This window comes from Nonomuraea sp. NPDC049158, assembly GCF_040648335.1.
In the GTDB taxonomy this organism is placed as follows: domain Bacteria; phylum Actinomycetota; class Actinomycetes; order Streptosporangiales; family Streptosporangiaceae; genus Nonomuraea.
The window spans coordinates 87,348-109,779 of sequence record NZ_JBEZDM010000010.1 but is presented as its reverse complement, the minus strand read 5'-3'; the positions used below and the strand labels follow the sequence as shown (position 1 = coordinate 109,779).

Genomic DNA, 22,432 nt, shown 5'->3' with positions numbered 1-22,432 from the left:
GATGAACGTCCACCACGAAACGAGGCCCCCATGACCGCGTTGCTCGACCATCCGGCGGCCCTGCCCGAGGCCGCCGCACCGGTCCGCTCCGCCCCGGCGGCGCGGCCGACGGTCAGGGACCCGTTCATCGACCTGCTGCGGGTGTTCGGCATGGCGCTCGTGGTGCTGCAGCACTGGACGATCCCGGTGCTGGCCTTCGACGGCACCCGCCTGACCACCGGCAACGCTTTGTCGACGCCGGGCGTCTGGGTGGTGACCTGGATCAGCCAGGTGATGCCGCTGGTGTTCTTCGCGGGCGGCGCCGCCAACGCGATCAGCTTCGGCCGGGCCGCGCACGGCGGGCCGCAGTGGCTCGCCACCCGGCTGCGCCGGCTGGCCTGGCCGCTCCTGCCACTGGCCGCGATCTGGATCCCGCTCCCCCAGTTGCTGCTCACGCTGGGCGTGCCCGCGCAGCCGCTGCAGGTGGGCGCGCAGCTCACCGGGCAGCTCCTGTGGTTCCTGGCCGTCTACCTGATCGCGGTCACGGCCACGCCGTACATGATGAGCCTGCACGACCGGTACGGGCTGCGCGTCCCCGCCGCGCTGGCGGCCGGGGCGGTGCTGACGGACGTGGCGCGGTTCTCGACGGGGGTCGACGCGCTGGGCTACCTCAACATCGTGTTCGTCTGGCTGGCGGTGCACCAGCTCGGTTTCCGGTACGCCGAGGGACGGCTGACCCGCCCCGGCCTGATGGCGATCGGCGGCTTCGGGGCCGCGGCGCTGCTCGTGGCGTTCGGCCCGTACCCGGGCAGCATGATCGGCCTGCCCGGCGCCGAGGTGTCGAACATGGCCCCGCCCACCCTGGCCATGCTGGCCGTCTCGATCGGCCAGATCGGGCTGGCCACGCTGCTGCGGCCGTGGATCCTGCGGCTGCGGACCGAGAAGCTGCTCGCCTGGGCCGGGCCGCGCATCATGACCGCCTATCTGTGGCACATGCCGGCGCTGTTCGCGGTCACCGGCGTGGTCGTCGTCGGTCTCGGCATCGACACGCCGGCGCCGGGCGGCCTGGCCTGGTTCGCCGGGTGGCCGATCTGGTTCGGGATGCTCTGCCTGGTGATGTGGCCGCTGCTGAAGGGCTTCTCCCGGTTCGAGGAGCCGCCCGCCCTGCCGTACGGGAAGGCCACGTGGCGTAGCGCGCTCACGTCGGCGGGGCTGGTCGGCGGCGGGCTGCTGGGGCTGACCGTGGCGGGGTTCGCGCCCGGCAACACGCCGTTCCTGGCGGCCCTGGCGATCCTGGGCGGGCTGCTGCTCACCGGCCCGAAGGCCCGCGTGTGACGCGCGGGTGAGCATGCGGAAACATGATGGTCACGCGAATCGTCTAAGAATGCAGTTCCATGACGCTCATCCAGCCTTTGTCCGAGACCGACCTGCCAGCCGTCGCTGAGATCTACGCGCACTATGTGATGGATTCGGTGGCGACCTTCGACGAGACGCCCCTCGACATCGAGGCGTGGCGGCTGAAGGCCTCGGCGATCGCCGAGGCGGGCCTGCCGTTCCTGGTGGCCAAGGAGGAGGACGGCCGGGTGCTGGGGTTCGCCTACTGCGGGCGCTACCGCCCCAAGCCCGCCTACCGGCACACCGTGGAGGACACGATCTACCTCTCGCCGGGGGCGACCGGGCGCGGGCTGGGACGGCTGCTGCTCGGCGAGCTGATCGCCCGCACCGCCGAGACCGGCGTCCGGCAGATGATCGCGGTGATCGCCGACGGCGGTGACCCGGCCTCGCTGAAGCTGCACGCGGCGTTCGGGTTCGCGGAGGCGGGCCGGCTGAAGTCGGTCGGTTTCAAGCACGGGCGATGGATCGACACCATCCTCTACCAGCTCGAACTCCCTTAAGCCACGGGGATCGGGCGTCATCTCGCCTGCTCGGGTTCGAGCATTCGGCAAACTTCGGCAGGATAGAGGGTGTGAGCCTTCTCGTTGACCGCCTGCCAGAAGAGATCGACGCCGACCCGGACGCCATTTTCGACGCGTTCGTCTCCTGGAACTCCGAACGGGGGCTCACGCTCTATCCCGCCCAGGAGGAGGCGCTCATCGAAGTCGTCTCCGGGAGCAACGTGATCCTGTCCACCCCGACGGGCTCAGGAAAGAGCCTGGTCGCGGCGGGCGCCCACTTCGCCGCGCTGACCAGGGACGTACGCACCTTCTACACCGCGCCGATCAAGGCGCTGGTGTCGGAGAAGTTCTTCGACCTCGTCTCCGTCTTCGGCACCGAGAACGTCGGCATGATGACCGGCGACGCCAGCGTCAACCCGGGCGCCCCGATCATCTGCTGCACGGCCGAGATCCTGGCCAACGTCGCGCTGCGCGACGGCGCGGCGGCCGACATCGGCCAGGTCGTCATGGACGAGTTCCACTTCTACGCCGAGCCCGACCGGGGCTGGGCGTGGCAGGTGCCGCTGCTGGAGCTGCCGAATGTCCAGTTCGTGCTGATGTCGGCCACGCTCGGCGACGTCTCGATGTTCGAGCGCGACCTGACCCGGCGCACCGGCCGGCCCACCTCGGTCGTCAAGCACACCGAGCGGCCGGTGCCGCTGATCTACTCCTACCGGATGACGCCCCTGCACGAGACGCTGGAGGAGATGCTCCGCACCGGCCAGGCGCCGGTCTACGTCGTGCACTTCACCCAGGCCGCCGCCATGGAGCGGGCGCAGTCGCTGATGTCGATCAACATGTCGACGAAGGCCGAGAAGGAGGCCATCGCCACGCTGATCGGCGGCTTCCGCTTCACCACCCGGTTCGGCCGCGCCCTGTCCCGCCTCGTACGCCACGGCATCGGCGTCCACCACGCCGGGATGCTGCCCAAATACCGGCGGCTGGTGGAGCGGCTGGCCCAGGCCGGCCTGCTGAAGGTCATCTGCGGCACCGACACCCTCGGCGTCGGCGTCAACGTGCCGATCCGCACCGTGCTGTTCACCGCGCTGTCCAAGTACGACGGCAACAAGGTGCGCCGCCTGCGCGCCCGCGAGTTCCACCAGATCGCCGGCCGGGCCGGGCGGGCCGGCTACGACACCATCGGCTACGTCGCCTGCCAGGCGCCCGAGCACGACATCGAGAACGCCAAGGCGCTGGCGAAGATCGGCGACGACCCAAAGCGGCGGCGCGGCTACGCCCGCAAGAAGCCGCCGGAGGGCTTCGTCGGCTGGAGCGAGGAGACGTTCGAGAAGCTGCAGACCGCCGAGCCCGAGCCGCTCAACTCCCGGTTCAAGGTCACCAACGCCATGCTGCTCGCGGTCATCAACCGGCCCGGCGACTGCTTCCAGGCGATGAAGCACCTGCTCACCGACAACCACGAGGACCGCAAGTGGCAGCGGCGGCACATCAGCCAGGCCATCGCCATCTACCGGTCGCTGCTCGCGGGCGGCATCGTGGAGCAGCTCACGGAGGCCGACGAGCAGGGCAGGCGGGCCAGGCTGACGATCGACCTGCAAGAGGACTTCGCGCTCAACCAGGCGCTGTCCACCTTCGCGCTGGCCGCCTTCGACCTGCTCGACCACGACTCGCCGAGCTACGCCCTCGACATGGTGTCGATCGTGGAGTCCATCCTCGACGACCCGCGCCAGATCCTGTCGGCCCAGCTGAAGAAGGCCAGGGGCGAGGCGGTCGCGCAGATGAAGGCCGACGGCATCGAGTACGAGGAGCGGATGGAGCAGCTGGCCGAGGTCATGTACCCGATGCCGCTGGACGATCTGCTGCTCGGGGCCTACGAGACGTACCGGCACGGGCATCCGTGGGTGGGCGACTACACGGTCAGCCCGAAGAGCGTGGTGCGCGACATGTACGAGCGGGCGATGACGTTCGCCGACTACATCCAGTTCTACGAACTGGCCAGGTCGGAGGGCACGGTGCTGCGCTACCTGGCCGACGCCTACCGGACGCTGTCGCGCACGGTCCCCGAGCACCTCAAGACCGAGGACCTGATCGATTTGATCGAGTGGCTGGGCGAGCTGGTCAGGCAGGTCGACTCCTCACTGATCGACGAGTGGGAGCAGCTGGCCAACCCCGAGGAGGCGCTGGAGCGCAACGAGCAGCTGGAGGCCAAGGTCCGGCCGGTCACCGCCAACACGCGGGCCTTCCGGGTGCTGGTGCGCAACGCGATGTTCCGCCTGGTCGAGCTCTGCGCCATCGAGAAGGAGGACGAGCTGGGAGAGCTGGCGCCCGACGTCGACTGGGGCGCGGCGCTCGACGCCTACTACGCCGACCACGAGGAGATCTTCACCGACGCCGACGCGCGGGGTCCCGCGCTGCTGCGCATCGAGGAGGAGGACGGCCTGTGGAAGGTGCGCCAGACCATCAAGGACCCGGCCGGTGACGGTGACTGGGGCATCGACGCGCAGATCGACCTGGCCGGCTCCGACGAGGAGGGCCGCGCGGTGGTGCACGTACAGGGTCTCAACCGATTGTGAGATAAACAGATTGTGATAAAGCCGTGTGCCGGAGCGGACTGGCAAGGGCGCTCCGGCACACGCGCGTTCCTCAAGTCTCCGATAGATAAGTTCGTCATAAGGTCATGACAATGTCTCAAGATCGGGACATTTGGCCGGGGTCCCGCCGCAGGCGTCGATCCGGCGATCATGGGACAAAATATCCGAATGAGCGATGAAGAGAACCGACGAGTGCTCGGTCTGCTCGCCCAGGACGACACGCTCCGGGCGTTCGCCTCGCTGGTCCTCGGTGTCACCGACGGGCTGTCGCCGAAGGTCCTCGCCCGGCTGGCCGCCGGTGGGCTGGCCGTGCGGGGCGAGGACGGCGCGTGGCGGGCGGCGCCGGAGAAGTTCCGCGAGCTGCTCCGGGCACGGGCCGCCGAGCCCTCGGACGCGATCGGCGCCGAGGAGCGGCTGCTCCGGACGTTCCTGGTGGACGGGCGACTGACGACCATGCCCACGAAACGGGACAAGAAGCTCGTGGTGCTGCGTTACATCTCGCGGGTGTTCGAGCCCGGCGTGCGTTATTCGGAGAAGGACGTGAACGTGGCGCTGCGGGCCTTCCACGACGACTACGCGGCGTTGCGCCGCTATCTGGTGGACGAGGACCTGCTGTCGAGGCACGACAACGTCTACTGGCGCAGCGGCGGACCGGTGGAGCTCTAACAGCTCTAGCGGCGCAGGTTGCTGGTCCAGGCGTCGATCTTGGCCTGCCAGCGCGCCCGGTCCTCCGGGCGGCCGGGGACGCCGGGGCGAGTCTGCCAGGGCAGCGGCCCCGGCTCCGGCCGGTATTCCACCCCGATCGCGGCCAGCCGTGGCAGATGGGCCGCCAGCCGCAGACGGAAGTCGGCCAGGTCCCGGGCGGGCGGGCTCCACACCGTCTCCGCGAACGCCGCCACCCTCGGGAAGGCCATGTAGTCCATGCGCCGGTTGGAGTCGATCAGCTCACTCCACAGACCGCACTGCGACCCGAGGACCCGCTCCCCCGCCGGATCGTCGCGCAACTCCTCTGGAACCGGGTCGAAGGCATAGACGTCCTCCAGCGTCAGCACGGTCCCGAACGGCACCGGCTCGTCCTCGCCCGGCCCCTGCCGGTAGTCGAAGTAGACGGAGGTGTTGGGGCAGGTGATCACGTCGTGCCCGGCGCGGGCCGCCGACACCGCCCCCAGGTCGCCGCGCCAGGAGGCCACCACGGCGCCCGGCGCGAGACCGCCTTCCAGGATCTCGTCCCAGCCCACCAGCCGGCGGCCGCGCTCGGCCAGGTAGTCGTCGAAGCGGCGGATGAACCAGCTCTGCAGCTCCTCCTCGTCCCGCAGCCCGAGCTCGCGGATGCGCCGCCGCGCGGCGGGGCTGTCGCGCCACTGGTCCTTGCGGCACTCGTCGCCGCCGACGCACACGTACGGGCTCGGGAACAGCTCCAGCACCTCGTCGAAGACGTTCTGGAAGAAGGCGATCGTGCTCTCCTCGGCGTTCAGCACGTTCACCCCGACGCCCCAGGTGGTGCGCACCTCCAGCGGGGTGTCGAGGTTGCCCAGCTCGGGGTAGGCGGCGATGGCGGCCTGGGTGTGGCCGGGCAGGTCGATCTCGGGCACGACGGTGACGTGCCGCCGCGCCGCGTAGGCCACGATCTCCCGGATGTCGTCCTGGGTGTAGTAGCCGCCGTGCGGGCGGCCGTCCATGGCGCCGTTCCAGCCGGTCTGGCTCTCCTTGCGCCAGGCGCCGACCTCGGTCAGCCGGGGGTAGCGCTTGATCTCCACGCGCCAGCCCTGGTCGTCGGTGAGGTGCAGGTGCAGCACGTTGAGCTTGTGCAGGGCCATCAGGTCGATGAAGCGCAGCACCTCATGCTTGACCAGGAAATGCCGGGCGACGTCGAGGATGCAGCCACGCCACCCGAACCTCGGCTCGTCCTCGATCAGGACGGCGGGCAGCACCAGCGGCCCGCCCGCCGACGCCTTCCTGAACGCGGCGGGCGGGAGCAGCTGCCGCAGGCTCTGCGCGCCGTAGAACACCCCCGCCGGGCCGCCGCCCTCGATCACCACGCCGTCGTCGGCCACCCTCAGCCGGTACGCCTCGGGCGGCAGATCGTCGCGGAGCCCGAGCGTGATCGTTCCCGAGCCCGGCCCCGGCAGCAGTTCCCCGCCGACGACCGGGCTCAGCTCGCCCCGCAACCAGGAGGCGACCTCGCCCAGCGGCGGCGGCGCCGTCACCGAGGTCTCCCGATCGAGGACGAACCGCCCCTGCCGGATCTCGTACCGGACGGGCTTGGGAACGATCATGAGCTCTCTTCCTACTGGCAGGTTATGGAAGCGTCGGCGAAGTCGGCGTGGTCGGAGGTGGCGTTGTCGCCGCCGTTGGTCGCGACCAGCCGGACGTACGTGGCGCCCGTCACGGACGCGGTGACCTTCCTGGCGGGTTGCGCGCCGGTGACGACGCCCGAGTGGGCGACCCGGCCGCCGTCGGCCCACACCTCGAGGTCGGCCGAGCCCGCCTGGCCCACCTCGTCGTCGATCCCGGCCTGGAACTCGACGGTCGAGCAGCGGCCGGCGGTGTAGAACTCGATGTCGGCGGGCGCGTGGGCACCGAGCCCCTTGGTGTAGCGGACTCCTTCGATGGTGATCGGCTTGCCGTCTCCGGCGGCCTTCTCGCCGTTGCCGGTGTCCTTCTCGACCGGGCCGAAGTAGTTGGCGACGCGGGTCCAGGGCAGGTCGCTCAGGTACGTCCGGCCGGAGCCGGGCGCCCGCGCGACCTTGACGACGGCGGTGGCCGTGGACTTGGCGGCGGTGGCCGTGATCTCGTAGTCCTTGAGCTCGGCTCCGGCGGGCGGCGTGACCGCCCACTTCACGGTGAACGTCTCGCCGCCGTCCAGCCGCCCGGATCTGGTGGCCGTCCGCGCCTTGGCCCGCCACCCTTCAGGTACGGCCAGCGCCACCTCGACGTCGCGCAGCCGGTCCGTAGCCCCGGTGTTGGTGACCCTGGTGACGACCTCCCGCTCCTTGCCCGGCTCCAGCACGGACGGGTGATCGTCGCCCAGGAGTCCCGGATCCACCTCCACCAGCACGGCGGGCAGCGCCTTCTCCCGGCTCTGGCTCACCCGGTAGAGCACGGACCCGTGGGCGGGCACCTGGGCCGCCAGGCCGCCCTCCGTGGTCGTGACCGCGCCGGTCCACAGCTCCTCGACGCGGTAGCGGGCGGGCTTCAGCTTGGTGGAGATCGTCGCCGCCCGGTCGCTCTCGTTGAACAGCAGGATCGCCTGATCCCCGTTCGCCAGGGGCTTCGACAGCACGTGGTACCAGCCGTCGGAAGTCACCAACCGGCCCGGCGCGCCCAGCGCGTCCTGGTCGACGGCGATCACCTTGGGGTTGGCGACGATCGCCGGCGGCGCCTTGGCCGGGTCGGCCTGGAGGATGAGCGGGGCGGCGCCGACGGCCCAGAGGCCGACCTGGGTGCGGTATTCGGCGTCGGTCATCCCGCCCCGGCCCGCCTGGACCAGGTCGGGGTCCGCCCAGCTGCCCGGACCCGCGTACTGGACCCTGAGCTGGTTGACCTCCCAGACGTCGGCCATGGTCGCGTAGCTGTCGGGCAGGGGCTTGTTGTAGACGTTGGTCCGCCAGGTGGTGGCCTTCGCCTCCTTGCCCCACAGCCACGGCACGGTGCTGCCGTCCTCGTTGTTCATGGCGAACTCGATCGCGTCGCCGAGCGCCTGGCGCATGCGCGGGTAGAGGGTCTGGGCGATCTGCTGGACGTTCTGGCCGGGGAAGTCGGCGGTGGGGACGTTGCACCAGTCGTACTTGACGTAGTCGGCGCCCCAGCCCTTGACCTGCTCGGCGTCGGCGGCCTCGCTCTTGTAGGAGCCGGCGCCGCCGCCGGAGCACGCCTTGGTGCCCGCCGACAGGCTCAGGCCGAGCTTGAGCCCCTTGCCGTGCAGGTAGTCGGCCAGCGCTTTGACGCCGGAGGGGAAGCGGGCGGCGTCGGGGGCCAGCCCGCCGCCCGTACGCTGGCCGGCCAGCCAGCAGTCGTCCAGGATGACATGGTCGTAACCGGCCGGGGCGAGCGCGGCCAGGGCGTCGGCCGCCTGCCGTACGGACGCCTCCGAGACCGAGCAGCCGAGCGTACGGCTGCTCCAGCCCATCGGCGGCCCTTGCGGGGCGGCGTCGGCGTTGCCGGGTAACGGGACGAAGGGCAGGGCGATGAGGGCCGCCGCGAGGGCGGCCGTGGTTGTGCGCATGGGGGGGGTCCCGTCAGGCTGGGTGGAGCGCCGGGTCGCCGGGCTCGATGACGAAGGAGCCGGAGGTATAGGCGGGGGCGTAGGGCTCGGTGACGCGGGACAGCGAGCGGAAGTCGACCTTCATCTCCCGCTCGGTGAGCTTGGCCCGCACATAGCCGCGGCGGCCGTTGAAGAACTTGACGTGCGGGTTCTCGTCGAGCAGGACCTGCGTGTTCGGGTACTCGTCGAAGCCGTTGCCGGAGCTGGTGACCGAGGTGGTGACGAGCTCCACGGCGACCGGCTTGGAGGCGGGGTCCTGGTAGTCGCGCTTGATCTCGCCCGCCCAGTGGGAGTGCACGTCGCCGGTGAGCACGACGCCGTTGCGCTGGTAGTCGTCGATGGCGGCGGCCAGGCGGTTGCGGGAGGCGACGTAGCCGTCCCAGCCCTCGTTGGAGTAGCCCTTGCCCTCGCCGTTGGTCCAGTCCATCTCCATGAAGAAGACCTGCTGGCCGAGCAGGTCCCAGGTGGCCTTCGAGCCGCGCAGCTCACCGTCGAGCCAGGATTCCTGGGCGGCGCCGAGGATGGTCCGGTTGGGGGCGAAGCGCTCCAGGCAGTCGGCGCCGACGGTGCCGCTCTTGCCGGTGCAGGGGTAGATGTCGCGATATTGGCGGGTGTCTAACAGGTGCAGGTTGGCGATCGCGCCCCAGCGGATGCTCCGGTACAGCTTGAGCGCCGCCCCGTCCGGCTTCTGGGCGCGGCGCAGCGGCATGTTCTCGTAGTACGCCTGGAAGGCGGCCGCCCGGCGGGCGAGGAAGGGCGGATCGGGCTGCTCGGGCACGTCGCCGGCCCAGGCGTTCTCGATGTCGTGGTCGTCCCACACCACCACCCAGGGAGCGATGGCGTGGGCCAGCTGAGACTCCGGGTCGGCCTTGTGCTGGGCGTGCCTGAGCCGGTACCCGGCCAGGTCGAAGCACTCTCCCCCGGCCTGGTCGCGCACCGGGTACTTGTAGTCGCCGTACTCGTAGATGTAGTCGCCGAGGAAGGCGATCAGGTCGGGCTGGTCCTCGGCCATCCGGCGGTAGGGGGTGAACCAGCCGGTCTGGTAGTCGGCGCAGGAGGTGAACGACAGGTTGAGCGCGCGGCTGCGCGTGCCGCGCGCGGGGCTGGTCAGCGTGCGGCCGACCGGGGAGAGCTCGCCGGCGGCCTTGAAGCGGTAGAAGTACTCGGTGCCGGGGTTCAGGCCGTCGAGCTCGACGTGGACGCTGTGGGCGGCCTCGGGCCGGGCGAGGTCGGCGCCGCGCCGTACGACGTGGCGGAAGTTCTCGTCCTTGGCGAGCTGCCATTCGACGGGTACGGGACGCGACGGCATGCCGCCGAGCCCGTCGAGGGCGACGGGGTCCATGGCCAGGCGGGTCCACAGGACCACGCCGTCGGGGGCCGGCTCGCCGGAGGCGACGCCGAGCTGGAAGGGGTCGGAGATCGGGGCACGGCGGGCCGCCGCGCGCACGGGTGAGGCACCCAGTGCGGCGGTCAGGCCCAGTCCGGCGCCCCCAGCGAGGAGTGAGCGCCGGCTGATCATTTGACGGTCGCGTTCCCTTCCGTGACGGCCTGGTCCGCGGCCTGCTTGGGGTCGAGCTTGCCGAGGTACATCTCGTTGAAGATCTGGTTGAGCTTGGTCTCGAAGCCGGTGAACCCGGTGGTGACGGGCAGCGGGAACGTGGTGCCCTTCGACTCCTCGACGAACGGGGAGACGTCGATCTTCTTGGTCTTCTGCCAGTAGTCGACGTAGCCCTGGGTGAGGCCGTTGAGCGCGGGGAAGATGTAGCCGTCGGCGGCCATCAGCTTCTGCGGCTCCTCGCCGCCGAGGTAGGCGGCCAGCTTCATGGCCTCCTGGGGGTGCTTGCTCTTGGCGTACACGGCCTCCGACAGGCCGTTGAGGTTGACCGCGCGACCGGCCGGGCCCTCGGGCATGAGGGCGACGCCCACCTCGAAGTTCGCCTCCGGCGCGACGTAGGGCAGCAGCGCGTTGTTGGCGGGGAACATCGCCACCTCGCCCGCCTTGAACATGTCGGTGATCTTGCCGGTCGGCGGGTTCGTCTGGGTCGCGGGCGGTGAGACGTGGTACTTGTTCACCAGGTCGACGCCGAACCGCAGGGCCTGCACGGAGGCGTCGTCGTTGAAGGTGTACTTGCCGAAGGGCTGGTCGAGCAGCTTGCCGCCGTTGGAGGCGACCCAGTTCATCCACTGGGTCTGGTAGTGGTTCCAGGACGCGAAGCCGTAGGTCTTGACCTTGGCCGGGTCGAAGCCGGGGTCCTCGGGGTGCTTGCCGGCCTGGTCCACGGTCAGCTTGCGCGCGGTCTCCAGGAACGTGCCGGAGCCGTCGGGCTCCCAGGTGAGGCTGGCCGGCATCTCGACACCGGCCTTCTTGAACAGATCCTTGTTGTAGAGCAGGCCGACGATGCCCCAGTCCTTGGGCACGCCGTACAACTTGTTCTGGTAGGTAAACGACCCGACCACCGTTGGATGAAATTTCGTGGCATCGAGCTTGAGGGGCGATATGTCGGCCAGGACGCCCTTGGTGACGAACTCGGGGAACTGCGACGGCGTCATCCAGAACACGTCCGGCGCCGTACCGGCCACCGCGTCGGCGGTGAGCTTGGTCCAGTACGCGTCGTACGGCATCAGCTCGATCTTGACGTCGATGGTCGGGTTGGCCTTCTCGAAGGCCGCCATGACCTTGTCGTAGCCGACCTTCTGCTGGTCGTCCCAGAGCCGGTAGGTCAACGTGACCTTGCCGTCTCCGCCGGTGTCACCGCCGCCGCCCGAGCCGCAGGCGGTCAGGGTGAGCGTGGCTGCGGCCAGCAGTGTCACGGCATGGCGGAGCTCGCGTATGCGGGGGGATCGCATATGACCTCTCTTACTTGAGGCCGGTGAGGACCACCGACCGGACGATGTACTTCTGGAAGAAGATGAAGATCGCGATCATCGGCACCAGCGCGATCAGCCCGCCGGCCATGATCAGGTTGTAGTCCACGCCGATGCCGACGTTGAGGGTGGCCAGGGCGACCGTCATGACCTTGGTTTCGTCACCGCTGGTGATGATCAGTGGCCAGAGGAAGCTGTTCCACGACGAGATCACCGTGATGATCGTCAGCGTGCCGATCGCCGGGCGGCAGAGCGGCAGCAGGATCCGGGTGAGGATCTTCAGCGGGCCCGCCCCGTCGATCCGCGCCGCCTCTTCGAGCCCGGCGGGCAGGGCGCGGAAGAACTGCCGCATCAGGAAGATCCCGTACGGGGTGCCCAGCACGTACGGCGCGAGCAGGCCGTACCACGTATTGACCAGGCCGAGCTCCCGCATGATCAGGAACAGCGGGATCATCGTGACGGCGCTGGGCACCATCATCGTGGCCACGTACAGCCAGAAGAGCACCTCGCGCCCGCGAAAACGCAGCCGCGCGAACGCGTAGGCGGCGAACGTGGTGAACACCAGCTGGCCCAGTGTGAGCAGCGCGGTCATCACCACCGTGTTGAGCAGGTAGCGGGGGAACTCGCCGCCGAGGAGCTTGGTCAGGTTGGCGGTGGTGGGCGGCAGGCCGGGCACCCACGGCTCGGTCGAGTTGAGCTGGCCCTGGGTCTTGAAGGCGGTCAGCACCACGAGCAGATAGGGGAAGACGGCGACGAAGGCGCCCAGGGTGAGCGTGGCGTAGAGCAGGATGCGCTTGGTCATGTCGTCCTTCAGCTCATGTCGTAGGTGGTGCGTTTGCCGAAGAACCTGACCTGCACCAGCGTCACGGCCAGGATGACCGCGAAGAGCAGCATCGACAGCGTCGAGGCGTAGCCGAAGTCGAACTCCCTGAACGCGGTGCCGAAGATCTTGAAGTTGATGACCTCGGTGCTCTGGCTGGGCCCGCCGTCGGTCATCACGAAGACGGTGTCGAAGACCTGGAAGGCGCCGATCAGGTTCGTCACCATGACGAAGAACATCGTGGGGTTGAGCAGCGGCAGCGTCACCCGCCAGAACCGCTGGCGCGGGGTGGCGCCGTCGGTGGCGGCCGCGTCGTAGAGCTCCCGGGGGATGCCCTGCAGCCCGGCCAGGAAGAACAGCATGTTGTATCCGGTGTACTGCCAGACATTGACCAGCGCGACGGCGGGCAGGGCCCAGGTGGCGTCCGACAGCCAGTCGGGGCCGGTGACGCCGATCACGGCCAGGGCGCTGTTGATCGCGCCGTCACGCGGGTCGAAGATCCAGTTCCAGACCAGGCCCATGACGATCGGGGTGGCCATCCACGGCACCACGAACAGCGAGCGGAACACCTTGACGCCCTTGATCCGCTGGTTGAGCAGCAGGGCCAGCACCAGCGCCAGGACCGTCTGCAGGGGGATGCAGAGCAGCACGTAGACGACGGTGATCCCGAGGGAGTGCCAGGACTCTCCGTCGCCGGCCAGGCGGCGGTAGTTGTCCAGTCCGGCGAAGGACGGGGGCGACAGGAGCTCCCAGTGGAAGAAGCTCAGCACGAAGACGATGACCATCGGCAGCAGCAGGAAGGCGATCACGCCCAGCAGGCTCGGGCCGATGAACAGGTAGGCGTGCCAGTCGCGCCTCCTCCTCACTCTCATGACGGCTCCGTCGTGGTGGGGACCATCAGGCGCCGGGTGGTCTCCAGGCCCCAGTCGTCGAGCGCCGCGATCGGGTCGCTGGAGCCGCGCAGGCCGCCGGTCCCCTCGATGTGGGCGGCCCACTCCTGCCTGGCCTCCACCTCGGGACGCAGGATGATGCAGTCGGGGTCGTTCACCCACCAGCGGGCGTGCAGGAACTCGCGGGCCGCGCCGGTGAGCCGGGCGCCCAGCTGTGACGGCTGGCTGATGTCGCCCGACTTCGGGTGCAGCGTGGGCGCGATGTCCGGGCTGACCCGCATGATGTCGACCAGGCCGAGGCTGGGCAGCATGGGCGCGCCGCAGCCGTGCAGGGTGGCCTCCGGGCCGGCGCCCTCGCGGATCAGCTCCAGCCCGCGCCGGTAGGCCGCGATCGGGTCGAGGTCAACGTGCCTGCCACCGGCCAGCGCCCCGGCGTAGATGAAGTCGAGCTTGAAGTGGGTGATGCCGTACGCGGCGAAGGTCCTGAACACCTCGACCAGGTGGGCGGCGGCATCCGGGTGGGTGACGTCGAGCACCGCCAGGTCCTGGTCCCACATGCGGCCCGCGTGGGCGCCGCCGACCAGCCAGTCGGGGTGCTCGCGGAAGATCCGGCTGCGGTGGCCGACCAGGAACGGCGCGGTCCAGACGCCGGTACGCCGGCCCGCCTCTCCCAGGGCTTCCGCCACTTTTCGCAGCGAGCCGAAGCCGGGGCGCGGGTCCAGCCAGTCGCCGATCTCGGCCTCGTAGCCGTCGTCGATGAGGAACATGTCGGCGCCCAGCCCGTGCCGCTCCGACAGGCGGAGGTTGTCCAGGACGTCGTCCTCGGTGACCTTGCCCCAGTAGCCGTACCAGGTGCACCACATGGGGGGTACGGCCGGGAACGTCCTGGGCGCGTACCCCTCGGCCATGCCCGCCGCCCAGCCTTCCAGCGACTCGCCTGTCAGATGGCGTACGGGGCCGTTCGCGCTCACGATCAGGCGCCCGCCCTCCTCGCGCGCCCGGATGGAGGGCACCTCCACGGGGCTCGGCGCGGACCACAGCTCCAGCGGCGCGCCGCCGCCGGGGTCGATCGCCAGCAGCCCCTCACCCTGGAACACCCCGGCGGGCACCGGCGTCTCGGGGCGGTAGCAGAGGATCTGGATGTTGTCGTCCGCGGGTCGGGGCGGGGTCTGGCCGAGGCGGTAGGCGCCGGTGGGGCTCCACGACTGCCACCCGTGCTCGAAGACCCGGGCCTGCCCTGGCTGATGGACGACCTCGCCCACGTCTGCGAACGACATCAGACCCTCTATTCCTGTTGATCTACTTACGAAGGAGCGCTTCATTAGTAGCACCAGGACTTGTGGAGGGTCAATGCCCGATTCTGTGCGGAACCGCCGGTGTTGAAGCAGAAGCGAACGCTGGCATAATGGCGAGTTACAGAGGAAACCTACGTTAGGGGCGGCGATGACGAACCTGCGCGGCGGCGACCTGTCCCGGCTCAGGCAGCTCAACTCGCTGACCGCGATACGGGCGCTGCGCGGGGCCGGACCGCTCACCCTCTCGGCGCTGGCCGAGCGCACGGGCCTGTCGCGGCCCTCCATGAAGGAGGTCGCCGACGAGCTCATGGAGCTGGGCTGGGTGGAGGAGGTGCCGCCCTCGCCGGGCACGATGGGCCGGCCGGCCCGCCGCTACCGCTTCCGCGCCGACAGCGGCTGTCTGGTCGGGGTGGACATAGGCGGGCACAACGTACGGGCCGCGCTGTCCGACCTCGACGGCGAGATCCTGGCCGAGACCCGGCAGCCCGTCCTGCCGGACGCGCCGCTGGAGGAGCGCCTGGCCGCCATAGACCGTGCGGTCTCCGGCTGCCTGGCGCTCAGCGGCAGGTCGGCCGCGGACCTCTGGACGGTCGCCGTCGGCACCACCGGCGTGCTCACACCGGAGGGCCGCATCGCGTTCTCGGCCGCGATCCCCGTCTGGACGGGCCTCGACCTGGCGGCCAAGCTGCGCGAGATGTTCCCCTGCCAGGTGCTGATCGAGAACGACAGCCGCCTGGCCGCACTCGCCGAAGCCCGCCGAGGCGCCGCGCAGGGCGCTCGGGACGTGGTGTTCCTGCACGTCGGACGGCGCATGGGCACCGGCCTGATCATCGACGGCAAGGTGCACCGGGGCTTCGGCGCCGCCGCCGGCGAGATCGTCATGCTGCCGGAGGCCCGCTGGTACGACGCCCCCGAGCACCTCAACGGCTGCGAGATCGTGCCGGAGGGCACCGCGCCCGAGGACGCGGCGGGCTACACGCTGGCGGCGGCCCGCGACGGCCACCCCGTCGCCCTGGCCGCGGTCGACCGCTACGTGGACGACCTCGCGGTGGGGACGGCGGCCATGGTGCTGGTGCTGGACCCGCAGATGGTGGTGCTGGGCGGCGGCTTCTCCCGCTCGGCCGACGTCCTGCTGGCGCCGCTGCGGGAACGGCTGGAGCGGGCCTGTATACGGATGCCGGAGGTACGCGCGTCCACGTTGGGGGACGAATGCGTGGTGATGGGCGCCATCGACTATGCCGCCGACCACCTGGACAGCGAACTGTTCACCTCCGACGCCCCGCTGACGCCGCTGCGCTGAAGGCTCGTCGGCGGTTCTTGGGCGTTCTGGGGCAGGCGGGAGCGGCTGATTCTCTCAGGCGTTCGGCTGCCGTAGACGGGAGCGGAAGTCGCGGGGCGGCATGCCGTACTCGTGGCTGAAGGCCCGGCTGAAGTGGAACGGGCTGACGAAGCCCGATGCCGCCGCGACCTGGCCGACGTCCATGTCCGTCACCTCCAGCAGCCGGGCCGCGTGCCGGATCCGCGCCCTCCGTACGGCCCGCATGGGCGGGTGACCCGTCTCGGTCGTGAACAGGTGCGCGAACCGGGAGGGCGACAGGGCGACGGCCCTGGCCAGGGAGGCGACCGAGTGGGGCGCGCCCGGTTCGGCGGCGATGAGGGCCAGCGCCCGGTGGACCCGCGCGTCACCGGGCTCCTCGGCGCGCCGGGCGTCGCCGACCGGCCGCGCGGAGGCGGTGGCCAGCACGATCACCTCCTCGACGGCGTTCAGCACCAGCTCACGGGCGGGCCCGGAGACGGCGACGGCGGGCGCGTACTCGCGTGCGGAACGAGCACTGGTCACCGGCGCGGGGCGGGCGGCGGGCGGGTGCTCACCCAGGGAACGGGCGGCGGGCGGGAGCCAGCGGGCGTTTCTGGCGGCGCGGCCGAAGGCCTCGTCGATCTGGGCGCGGGTCGGCTCGGGCACGCCTTCGACCAGGTGGCAGCCCGGGGCCCGGGCGTGCTCGGCGAGCCAGCCCAGCCAGGCCGGGCGCGGCTGGAAGTGCGCCCACCAGAAGCGCCACCGCTCCGCCCCCGGCGCGACCCGGTAGTGCTGCGCGGCATCGGCCCCGAGCACCACCAGATCCCCCGGCCCGGCCGTGAACGACACCCCCGCCTGCTCGACCAGCCCCGCCCCGTCCTGGGTCCACATGAGCAGCCAGCTCGGCGACCCGCTGACGCGCCGCGTGGCATATCCGGGCCGGTTGTCGAAGTGACCCACGATCGTCAGCTCCGCAGCAGGAACAGACATCTCCTCAGCGGTCACAGGCATACCGTTCACCGGTTCGGCTCCTTAGCGTGAAGGTATGAGGCTGACAGATTTCCATGATCGAGGATTCGTCCTGGTGCCCGGTCTTCTGGCCGCGGATGAGGTGGCGGAGCTGCGGGAGGAGTTCATGGCGTTGCACGCCAGGGGTCCGATCCCGGGTCACTTCTCCCCCAAGCCGCAGGACCCCGGCCAACCGTACGACATCCTGCGCGACTACCCGCGCGTCATGCACCCCCACCAGGTGAACGACGTCGCGCTACGGTACCTCCTCGACGCCCGGATCGCCGCCGTGCTCCGCGACCTGCTCGGCGAGGAGCCGATAGCAGCCCAGAGCATGTTCTACTTCAAGCCGCCCGGCGCGCGCGGCCAGGCGCTGCATCAGGACAACTTCTACTTGCGGGTCGAGCCGGGCACGTGTGTGGCCGCCTGGGTGGCGCTGGACCGCGTCGACCGGGCCAACGGCGGCCTGGAGGTGGTGCCCGGCACGCACCTGATGGACCTGTTCTGTCCCGAGGAGGCAGACAACGACGTCTCCTTCACCAAGGACTATGTCCCGCCGCCGCCGGGCCTCGAGCGGGTGCCGGTGGACATGGATCCGGGCGACGTGCTGTTCTTCAACGGCAGCCTGGTCCACGGCTCCGAGCCGAACAGCACGGCCGACCGGTTCAGGCGCAGCTTCATCTGCCACTACGCGGGCCGCTCGGCCGAACGCATCGCCGCCTACTACCCGACGCTCACGATGTCGGGCGACCCGGTCCAGCTCCAGCCCGCCACCGGCGGCGGCCCTTGCGGCACGGAGGCGGCCGGCCCGCATTAGATATACAGCTCAGCCGCCGGATATATCCGACTCGGCGTCCGAAGGCACGACACAATCCCATGGGTCGTCCAGCCAGCCGTCCGGCAGCAGCACCTTGCCGCGCTCTCCCGACTTGCCGCGCGGGGTGTCGGTGTTGGGCGGCCACGGCTGGTCGTGCTCCAGCTTGGCCAGCCCCTCGCGCAGCCCGTCGAGCGACTCGGCGGTGGCCAGCTCACGGCGCAGCTCGCCGCCGACCGTGAACCCCTTCAGATACCAGCCGACGTGCTTGCGGAAGTCGGCGATCGCGTAACGCTCGATGTCGAAGCACTCGGTGAGCCCCTCGGCGTGCCTGGCCATCATCGCGGCCACCTCGCCGAGGCTCGGCCGTACCCGCTCCGGACTGCCGTTGAAGGCGTTCTCCAGATCCCTGAACAGCCACGGCCGCCCCAGGCACCCGCGCCCGACGACCACCCCGTCGCAGCCGGTCTCCGCCACCATGCGCAGCGCGTCGTCGGCGCACCAGATGTCGCCGTTGCCCAGCACCGGGACCTCCGGCACCGACTCCTTCAGCCTGGCGATCGCGTCCCAGTCGGCCACGCCGCCGTAGTGCTGCTTGGCCGTACGCGCGTGCAGGGCGATCGCCGCGACCCCCTCCTCGACGGCGATCCGGCCGGCGTCGAGGTAGGTGAGGTGATCGTCGTCGATGCCCTTGCGCATCTTCATCGTGACGGGCAGCGGGCCGGCGTTCGCCACCGCCTCACGCAGGATCCGCCGCAGCAGGTTCCTCTTGTACGGCAGCGCGGAGCCGCCGCCGCGCCTGGTGACCTTGGGCACGGGGCAGCCGAAGTTCAGGTCGATGTGGTCGGCCAGGTCCTCTTCGGCGATCATCTTGGCCGCGCGCCCGACGGTGTCGGGGTCGACGCCGTACAGCTGGATGCTCCTGGGCCGCTCCGACTCCGCGAACCTGATCATCCTGAACGTCTTGGGGTTACGCTCCACCAGCGCCCGCGTGGTGATCATCTCGCACACGAACAACCCGGCGCCCTGCTCGCGGCAGAGCACCCTGAACGCCGCGTTGGTGATGCCCGCCATCGGCGCCAGCACGACCGGCGGCCACACCCCTATCGGTCCAATCTTCACTCAGTCAGTTGTAGCGCAGGTCAGGCCGTGACGGGTATTCGCGGATAGGCTGTGAAGTGGCATCTAGTGGGGAGGGGACGGATGCTTCTGCGAGTACGCATCGCACTGCCCGACCGGCCGGGTTCGCTGGCACAGATCACCCGAGTCCTCGGCACGGTCGGCGCCGACATCACCCAGTTCACCGTTCTCGACAGGGGCGCCGGCCGCGCCGTCGACGACATCACGGTCTTCTGCCCCGACGGCACCCCCAAGCAGACCCTGCTCAAGAGCCTGCAGAGCGTCGCCGACGTGGCGGTCGAAGGCATCTGGACCACCCGAGAGGCCCCGGGCACCTACCCGGAGCTGGAGATCCTCAAATACATCACCACGGCGGGCGACAGGGCGCTGACCACCCTGGTCGACTCACTGCCGGTGCTGTTCAGCGCCGACTGGGCCGCCACCGCCGCCGAGCGCGGCGTCATCTACGCCAGCTGGCGCGCGCCGCAGCAGGTGACGCTGCCGAAGGACGTACCGTCTCGCCCCATGGCCCTCACGCTCGACGACGGCCTGCACGTCATCCACGCCCCGCTCCCGCCGCTGGCCCTCACCCTGCTCCTGGCCAGAAGCGACGGCCCAGCCTTCCACCGCATCGAAGTGCACCGCCTCACCCGCATCCTGGAGATCTTCCTCAGCCTGCCCGCGACGGAACGGAGCGTGGCCCGCCAGCTCCGCAAGTGAGCATCCGGTCAGAAAACCCGCTAGAGTTATGGGGCAACGCGGAAGTGGCTCAGTGGTAGAGCATCACCTTGCCAAGGTGAGGGTCGCGGGTTCGAATCCCGTCTTCCGCTCGGATGGGCGACTCGGTGGAGTGGCCGAGAGGCGAGGCAGCGGCCTGCAAAGCCGTCCACACGGGTTCAAATCCCGTCTCCACCTCCAAGGACGATTAGCTCAGCGGGAGAGCACTTCCCTGACACGGAAGGGGTCACTGGTTCAATCCCAGTATCGTCCACCAGACCCGTTCAACAGGAGTCACAGCCCCAGCTCGCGGCACATGCCGGGAGTCTGGGGCTTCTTCCTGTTCCGGGCTGTTTGTGGCTGACATCAGCATGGGTGCCGACTTGCTGATGACCCATCCCAGTACGCTAGATGGCCAGGTCAGCTCACGAGCAAGAAGCTCTTGGCTCTGTGTGTCCGTCGCGCGACTCTTGGTGCTCACGGCATTAGACCAGGAGGGCGAAATCTCGTGCAATCCTACGGTGAAGCCGTCTACGGCGAGGCCGCACGAGCGGAGATAGACGCCGCACGAAGACTGCTGCAATCTCGGGAAATCCCCTAGTCCCTGATCCGGCCGGATTCCTATGGTCGATGCATGCCGCTGGGACACTCTTCTCCCCCCGACAACGCCCCGCACAACAGGCTATCTGCCGCGACCGCCAATCAGCTCTACGAGGCTCTGGAACCCGTACAGCGGGCGTTGAGACGGCGGCATATCCCGTGTCTGCGGGTGGCGCTGATCAGCCTGGAACTGCGGGAACAACAGCCGAATCGGTCGTTTCCGCAGTACCACATGCCCGCCCTGGAGATCTGGAACCGGCTGGGGAAAATCGTGGCAGCGGTTACCGTGAGCGTGGACTTGAGCCACTTTCAGGTGGCCGTCCCCTCTCAGCAGGATGAGCCCTCCACCGTACCCACCGAGACTCCCGAGCTGGTGGCGACGTTCATCCCCGGCTATGGCCGGGAAGTGTCGTGACCCTGATCACAAAGGTGTCGGAGACGGGCTTCCGCTACCCGTACGTGATCGGGTGGACCGGTGAGGCCCAGCAGCACGCGTTGCGGTGGAGGCGACGCCGGGATGGCGAGACACTGACCTACCTCGATCACCGCGCGTCCGATTCCGCCTGCGGAGTGCTGCGGCTGCGGCAGGGCCAGAAGATGACGGGCCCGACTTCAAGACGGTCAACACCCGCCGCCAATGGCGCTGCATGGACAAGCGACTGTGCCAGGTGTGCGCCCAATCGGCGATAGACCCGGACACCGGCCGGATCTGGTGGCTGCTGTCCTCCGGCTACGGCGCCGAGGGAGACGGCTACACCAATGCACCCCCGACATGCCCGGCCTGCGTCCCGCAAGCGATCTCGCAATGTGCGCACTTGCGACGCAACGCCGCCGTCTTCACCGTGGCCGACTGCTCACCGTACGGAGTACGGGCGGATCTGTTCGCTCCCCATCTACCGCCGCTAATGCCGTACGAGCGGAACGCCATCGTGGCCTTCGACGACCACGACCGATCGGCAACAGGCGGGGTTCGGACGTTCAGCCGAGGTCGGCCGGGTGGATGGCGCCCGCGATGGCTCGGTACCCGGCGTCGTTGAGGTGGAGGTGATCGCCTGAGTCGTAGGCGGAGTTGAGCCGGTCGCGGTCGGCGGGTGAGGCGGTGACGCGGTCGAGATCCACCACCGCGTCGAACGGGGCAGAGGTGCGGATCCAGGCGTTGATGGCCTCGCGCTTGGCCTCACTGCGGGCGGTGTAGTAGGCCGATCCCTTGACCGGCATCACCGTCGCGCCGATCACGCGCAGGTGCTTAACGTGGGCCAGCTGGATCAGTTCGCGAAGTCCCGCGATGACCTGGCCGGCGGAGACGTCGGGGTAGGGGGCGAAGATCGGGGAGGGAGGCGCCGCCGCCAGTTCGCCGATGCCGATGTCGTTGATGCCGGCCAGGATGATGACGGTGCGCACGCCTGGCTGGCCGAGGACGTCTCGGCGAAAGCGGGCGGTGGCCTTGTCGCCGAACCAGGCCGAGTCGACGGTGACGCGGTTGCCGGCGATGCCTTGGTTCAGCACGGCGCGGGGCGTGCCGGCGGCGGCCAGGCGTTCGGCGAGTTCATCGGGGTAGCGGTTGTTGGCGTCGGTGCTGCTGCCGGCTCCGTCGGTGAGGGAGTCGCCGAAGGTGACCACGCCGCCGCGACGCGCCGTGGTGATCACGTCCACGCCGGTGAGGTAGTACCAGGACTGCGAGGTGTCGGTGAAGGCGGCGGCGCCGACGTCGGCGGCGTGATCGCCGGCGGCCCGGTAGGTGGTGGCGAGGGCTTGCGCGTGATAGGTGGCCGGGCCGGTCGGCTGGGTCGCGAAGAACGTGATGGTGACCGAGTCCAGGGCGGCCAGGTGCAGTGGCACCGGGTCGGTGACGAGGTCGGTCCCGGCCGGGACGGTGAAGGTGCGCTTGCCGCGGACGGTCAGGTGGCGCAGCGATCCCGACTCGATGGCGGCTCCGCGGTCGGGGCGGGCGATGGTGGCTTGGTCGACGGTGAGCGGGGTGGTGCCGTAGCGGTTGGACAGCCGGATCCGGGCGGCTTTACCGCCGGCGCTGATCCGGACGATCTGGCGCACTGTCTGTCGGGTGAAGCCCTGCTGTGACCAGTTGGGGGCGAAGCTGGTGCTGGGGCGCTGTGGCGCGGCGGTCCAGGTCGCGCTCCAGCCGGGTCCGGTGGCGGCTGAGGGCTGCCGGGCGGTGTCCGGAAATGCGGCAGCGGCGCCGGTCAGCAGGGCGCAGACGGTGATGGCCGTGACGGTCAACAGCCGTCGGGTGGCGGAGGACATGGTTCTTCCCGGGTGGTGG

General features: G+C 69.8%; 18 protein-coding genes and 3 tRNA genes. 11 read left to right on the top strand and 10 right to left on the bottom strand.

Annotation, left to right across the window (positions count from 1 at the left end):
• Positions 1-30: 30 nt before the first annotated feature.
• From AB0B61_RS22910 to AB0B61_RS22895, 4 genes are all read left to right on the top strand, one after another.
• Positions 31-1,314 carry an acyltransferase gene (locus tag AB0B61_RS22910; RefSeq protein ID WP_358435072.1) on the top strand — a complete coding sequence of 428 codons (1,284 nt, stop codon included), beginning with the start codon at positions 31-33 and terminating at the stop codon, positions 1,312-1,314.
• 59 nt (positions 1,315-1,373) lie between these two features.
• A complete protein-coding gene (locus AB0B61_RS22905) occupies positions 1,374-1,874 on the top strand; it encodes an N-acetyltransferase family protein (RefSeq protein WP_358435070.1) in 501 nt (166 codons plus the stop codon).
• A 62-nt stretch (positions 1,875-1,936) separates the two neighbouring features.
• Positions 1,937-4,444 carry a DUF3516 domain-containing protein gene (locus AB0B61_RS22900; RefSeq protein WP_358435590.1) on the top strand — a complete coding sequence of 836 codons (2,508 nt, stop codon included), beginning with the start codon at positions 1,937-1,939 and terminating at the stop codon, positions 4,442-4,444.
• Positions 4,445-4,630: 186 nt separating this feature from the next.
• Complete coding sequence (locus tag AB0B61_RS22895) at positions 4,631-5,128, top strand: DUF2087 domain-containing protein (protein ID WP_358435067.1); 498 nt, start codon at positions 4,631-4,633, stop codon at positions 5,126-5,128.
• 5 nt (positions 5,129-5,133) lie between these two features.
• On the opposite strand, the gene AB0B61_RS22890 is transcribed toward AB0B61_RS22895, so the two are convergent.
• From AB0B61_RS22890 to AB0B61_RS22860, 7 genes are read right to left on the bottom strand one after another with little or no spacing between them, the layout of a single operon-like run.
• On the bottom strand, positions 5,134-6,738 hold the full coding sequence (locus AB0B61_RS22890) for a beta-N-acetylhexosaminidase (protein WP_358435065.1): 1,605 nt from the start codon (positions 6,736-6,738) through the stop codon (positions 5,134-5,136).
• Positions 6,739-6,749: 11 nt separating this feature from the next.
• Positions 6,750-8,687: an NPCBM/NEW2 domain-containing protein gene (locus AB0B61_RS22885; protein WP_358435062.1), complete on the bottom strand. Its 1,938-nt coding sequence runs from the start codon at positions 8,685-8,687 to the stop codon at positions 6,750-6,752.
• Between the two features lie 13 nt (positions 8,688-8,700).
• On the bottom strand, positions 8,701-10,245 hold the full coding sequence (locus AB0B61_RS22880) for an alkaline phosphatase D family protein (RefSeq protein ID WP_358435059.1): 1,545 nt from the start codon (positions 10,243-10,245) through the stop codon (positions 8,701-8,703).
• Positions 10,242-11,573, bottom strand: coding sequence for a sugar ABC transporter substrate-binding protein (locus AB0B61_RS22875; RefSeq protein ID WP_358435056.1), 1,332 nt, complete (start codon positions 11,571-11,573; stop codon positions 10,242-10,244). The genes AB0B61_RS22880 and AB0B61_RS22875 overlap by 4 nt, the downstream gene beginning before the upstream one ends.
• Before the next feature lie 10 nt (positions 11,574-11,583).
• On the bottom strand, positions 11,584-12,393 hold the full coding sequence (locus AB0B61_RS22870; protein ID WP_358435054.1) for a carbohydrate ABC transporter permease: 810 nt from the start codon (positions 12,391-12,393) through the stop codon (positions 11,584-11,586).
• Between the two features lie 8 nt (positions 12,394-12,401).
• Positions 12,402-13,283 carry a sugar ABC transporter permease gene (locus AB0B61_RS22865; protein WP_358435051.1) on the bottom strand — a complete coding sequence of 294 codons (882 nt, stop codon included), beginning with the start codon at positions 13,281-13,283 and terminating at the stop codon, positions 12,402-12,404.
• Positions 13,280-14,578, bottom strand: coding sequence for a glycoside hydrolase family 36 protein (locus AB0B61_RS22860; protein ID WP_358435048.1), 1,299 nt, complete (start codon positions 14,576-14,578; stop codon positions 13,280-13,282). The genes AB0B61_RS22865 and AB0B61_RS22860 overlap by 4 nt, the downstream gene beginning before the upstream one ends.
• Before the next feature lie 166 nt (positions 14,579-14,744).
• Between AB0B61_RS22860 and AB0B61_RS22855 the strand changes: the two genes are divergently transcribed.
• Entirely contained in the window at positions 14,745-15,896 is a 1,152-nt protein-coding gene (locus AB0B61_RS22855) for an ROK family protein (RefSeq protein ID WP_358435045.1), read from the top strand.
• A 54-nt stretch (positions 15,897-15,950) separates the two neighbouring features.
• Here AB0B61_RS22855 and AB0B61_RS22850 read toward each other — a convergent pair whose 3' ends face one another.
• Positions 15,951-16,904 carry a helix-turn-helix domain-containing protein gene (locus tag AB0B61_RS22850; protein WP_358435588.1) on the bottom strand — a complete coding sequence of 318 codons (954 nt, stop codon included), beginning with the start codon at positions 16,902-16,904 and terminating at the stop codon, positions 15,951-15,953.
• Between the two features lie 34 nt (positions 16,905-16,938).
• Here AB0B61_RS22850 and AB0B61_RS22845 point away from each other — a divergent pair, with 34 nt between their 5' ends.
• The gene (locus AB0B61_RS22845; protein ID WP_358435042.1) at positions 16,939-17,718 is read left to right on the top strand and encodes a phytanoyl-CoA dioxygenase family protein; all 780 of its coding nucleotides are present in this window, start codon (positions 16,939-16,941) and stop codon (positions 17,716-17,718) included.
• Positions 17,719-17,727: 9 nt separating this feature from the next.
• Here AB0B61_RS22845 and dusB read toward each other — a convergent pair whose 3' ends face one another.
• Positions 17,728-18,837, bottom strand: a complete 1,110-nt coding sequence (dusB, locus tag AB0B61_RS22840) for a tRNA dihydrouridine synthase DusB (protein WP_358435040.1) — start codon at positions 18,835-18,837, stop codon at positions 17,728-17,730.
• Positions 18,838-18,918: 81 nt separating this feature from the next.
• Between dusB and AB0B61_RS22835 the strand changes: the two genes are divergently transcribed.
• From AB0B61_RS22835 to AB0B61_RS22815, 5 genes are all read left to right on the top strand, one after another.
• Positions 18,919-19,554 carry an ACT domain-containing protein gene (locus AB0B61_RS22835; protein WP_357959398.1) on the top strand — a complete coding sequence of 212 codons (636 nt, stop codon included), beginning with the start codon at positions 18,919-18,921 and terminating at the stop codon, positions 19,552-19,554.
• 38 nt (positions 19,555-19,592) lie between these two features.
• A tRNA-Gly gene (locus AB0B61_RS22830) sits at positions 19,593-19,664 on the top strand.
• Between the two features lie 14 nt (positions 19,665-19,678).
• Positions 19,679-19,752, top strand: a tRNA-Cys gene (locus AB0B61_RS22825).
• A 1-nt stretch (position 19,753) separates the two neighbouring features.
• A tRNA-Val gene (locus tag AB0B61_RS22820) sits at positions 19,754-19,828 on the top strand.
• Positions 19,829-20,185: 357 nt separating this feature from the next.
• Positions 20,186-20,566, top strand: a complete 381-nt coding sequence (locus AB0B61_RS22815) for a hypothetical protein (protein WP_358435037.1) — start codon at positions 20,186-20,188, stop codon at positions 20,564-20,566.
• A gap of 563 nt (positions 20,567-21,129) precedes the next feature.
• Here the strand turns inward: AB0B61_RS22815 and AB0B61_RS22810 are convergent.
• Positions 21,130-22,413 (bottom strand): SGNH/GDSL hydrolase family protein, encoded by a 1,284-nt coding sequence (locus tag AB0B61_RS22810; protein WP_358435035.1) that lies wholly within the window; start codon positions 22,411-22,413, stop codon positions 21,130-21,132.
• Positions 22,414-22,432: the final 19 nt, after the last annotated feature.

Bases quoted from the DNA above. Each gene is read 5' to 3' on its own strand.
- AB0B61_RS22910 (WP_358435072.1), top strand. From the start codon at position 31: ATGACCGCGTTGCTCGACCATCCGGCGGCCCTGCCCGAGGCCGCCGCA.
- AB0B61_RS22905 (WP_358435070.1), top strand. From the start codon at position 1,374: ATGACGCTCATCCAGCCTTTGTCCGAGACCGACCTGCCAGCCGTCGCT.
- AB0B61_RS22895 (WP_358435067.1), top strand. From the start codon at position 4,631: ATGAGCGATGAAGAGAACCGACGAGTGCTCGGTCTGCTCGCCCAGGAC.
- AB0B61_RS22890 (WP_358435065.1), bottom strand. From the start codon at position 6,738: ATGATCGTTCCCAAGCCCGTCCGGTACGAGATCCGGCAGGGGCGGTTC.
- AB0B61_RS22885 (WP_358435062.1), bottom strand. From the start codon at position 8,687: ATGCGCACAACCACGGCCGCCCTCGCGGCGGCCCTCATCGCCCTGCCC.
- AB0B61_RS22880 (WP_358435059.1), bottom strand. From the start codon at position 10,245: ATGATCAGCCGGCGCTCACTCCTCGCTGGGGGCGCCGGACTGGGCCTG.
- AB0B61_RS22875 (WP_358435056.1), bottom strand. From the start codon at position 11,573: ATGCGATCCCCCCGCATACGCGAGCTCCGCCATGCCGTGACACTGCTG.
- AB0B61_RS22870 (WP_358435054.1), bottom strand. From the start codon at position 12,393: ATGACCAAGCGCATCCTGCTCTACGCCACGCTCACCCTGGGCGCCTTC.
- AB0B61_RS22865 (WP_358435051.1), bottom strand. From the start codon at position 13,283: ATGAGAGTGAGGAGGAGGCGCGACTGGCACGCCTACCTGTTCATCGGC.
- AB0B61_RS22860 (WP_358435048.1), bottom strand. From the start codon at position 14,578: ATGTCGTTCGCAGACGTGGGCGAGGTCGTCCATCAGCCAGGGCAGGCC.
- AB0B61_RS22855 (WP_358435045.1), top strand. From the start codon at position 14,745: ATGACGAACCTGCGCGGCGGCGACCTGTCCCGGCTCAGGCAGCTCAAC.
- AB0B61_RS22850 (WP_358435588.1), bottom strand. From the start codon at position 16,904: ATGCCTGTGACCGCTGAGGAGATGTCTGTTCCTGCTGCGGAGCTGACG.
- AB0B61_RS22845 (WP_358435042.1), top strand. From the start codon at position 16,939: ATGAGGCTGACAGATTTCCATGATCGAGGATTCGTCCTGGTGCCCGGT.
- AB0B61_RS22835 (WP_357959398.1), top strand. From the start codon at position 18,919: ATGCTTCTGCGAGTACGCATCGCACTGCCCGACCGGCCGGGTTCGCTG.
- AB0B61_RS22815 (WP_358435037.1), top strand. From the start codon at position 20,186: ATGCCGCTGGGACACTCTTCTCCCCCCGACAACGCCCCGCACAACAGG.
- AB0B61_RS22810 (WP_358435035.1), bottom strand. From the start codon at position 22,413: ATGTCCTCCGCCACCCGACGGCTGTTGACCGTCACGGCCATCACCGTC.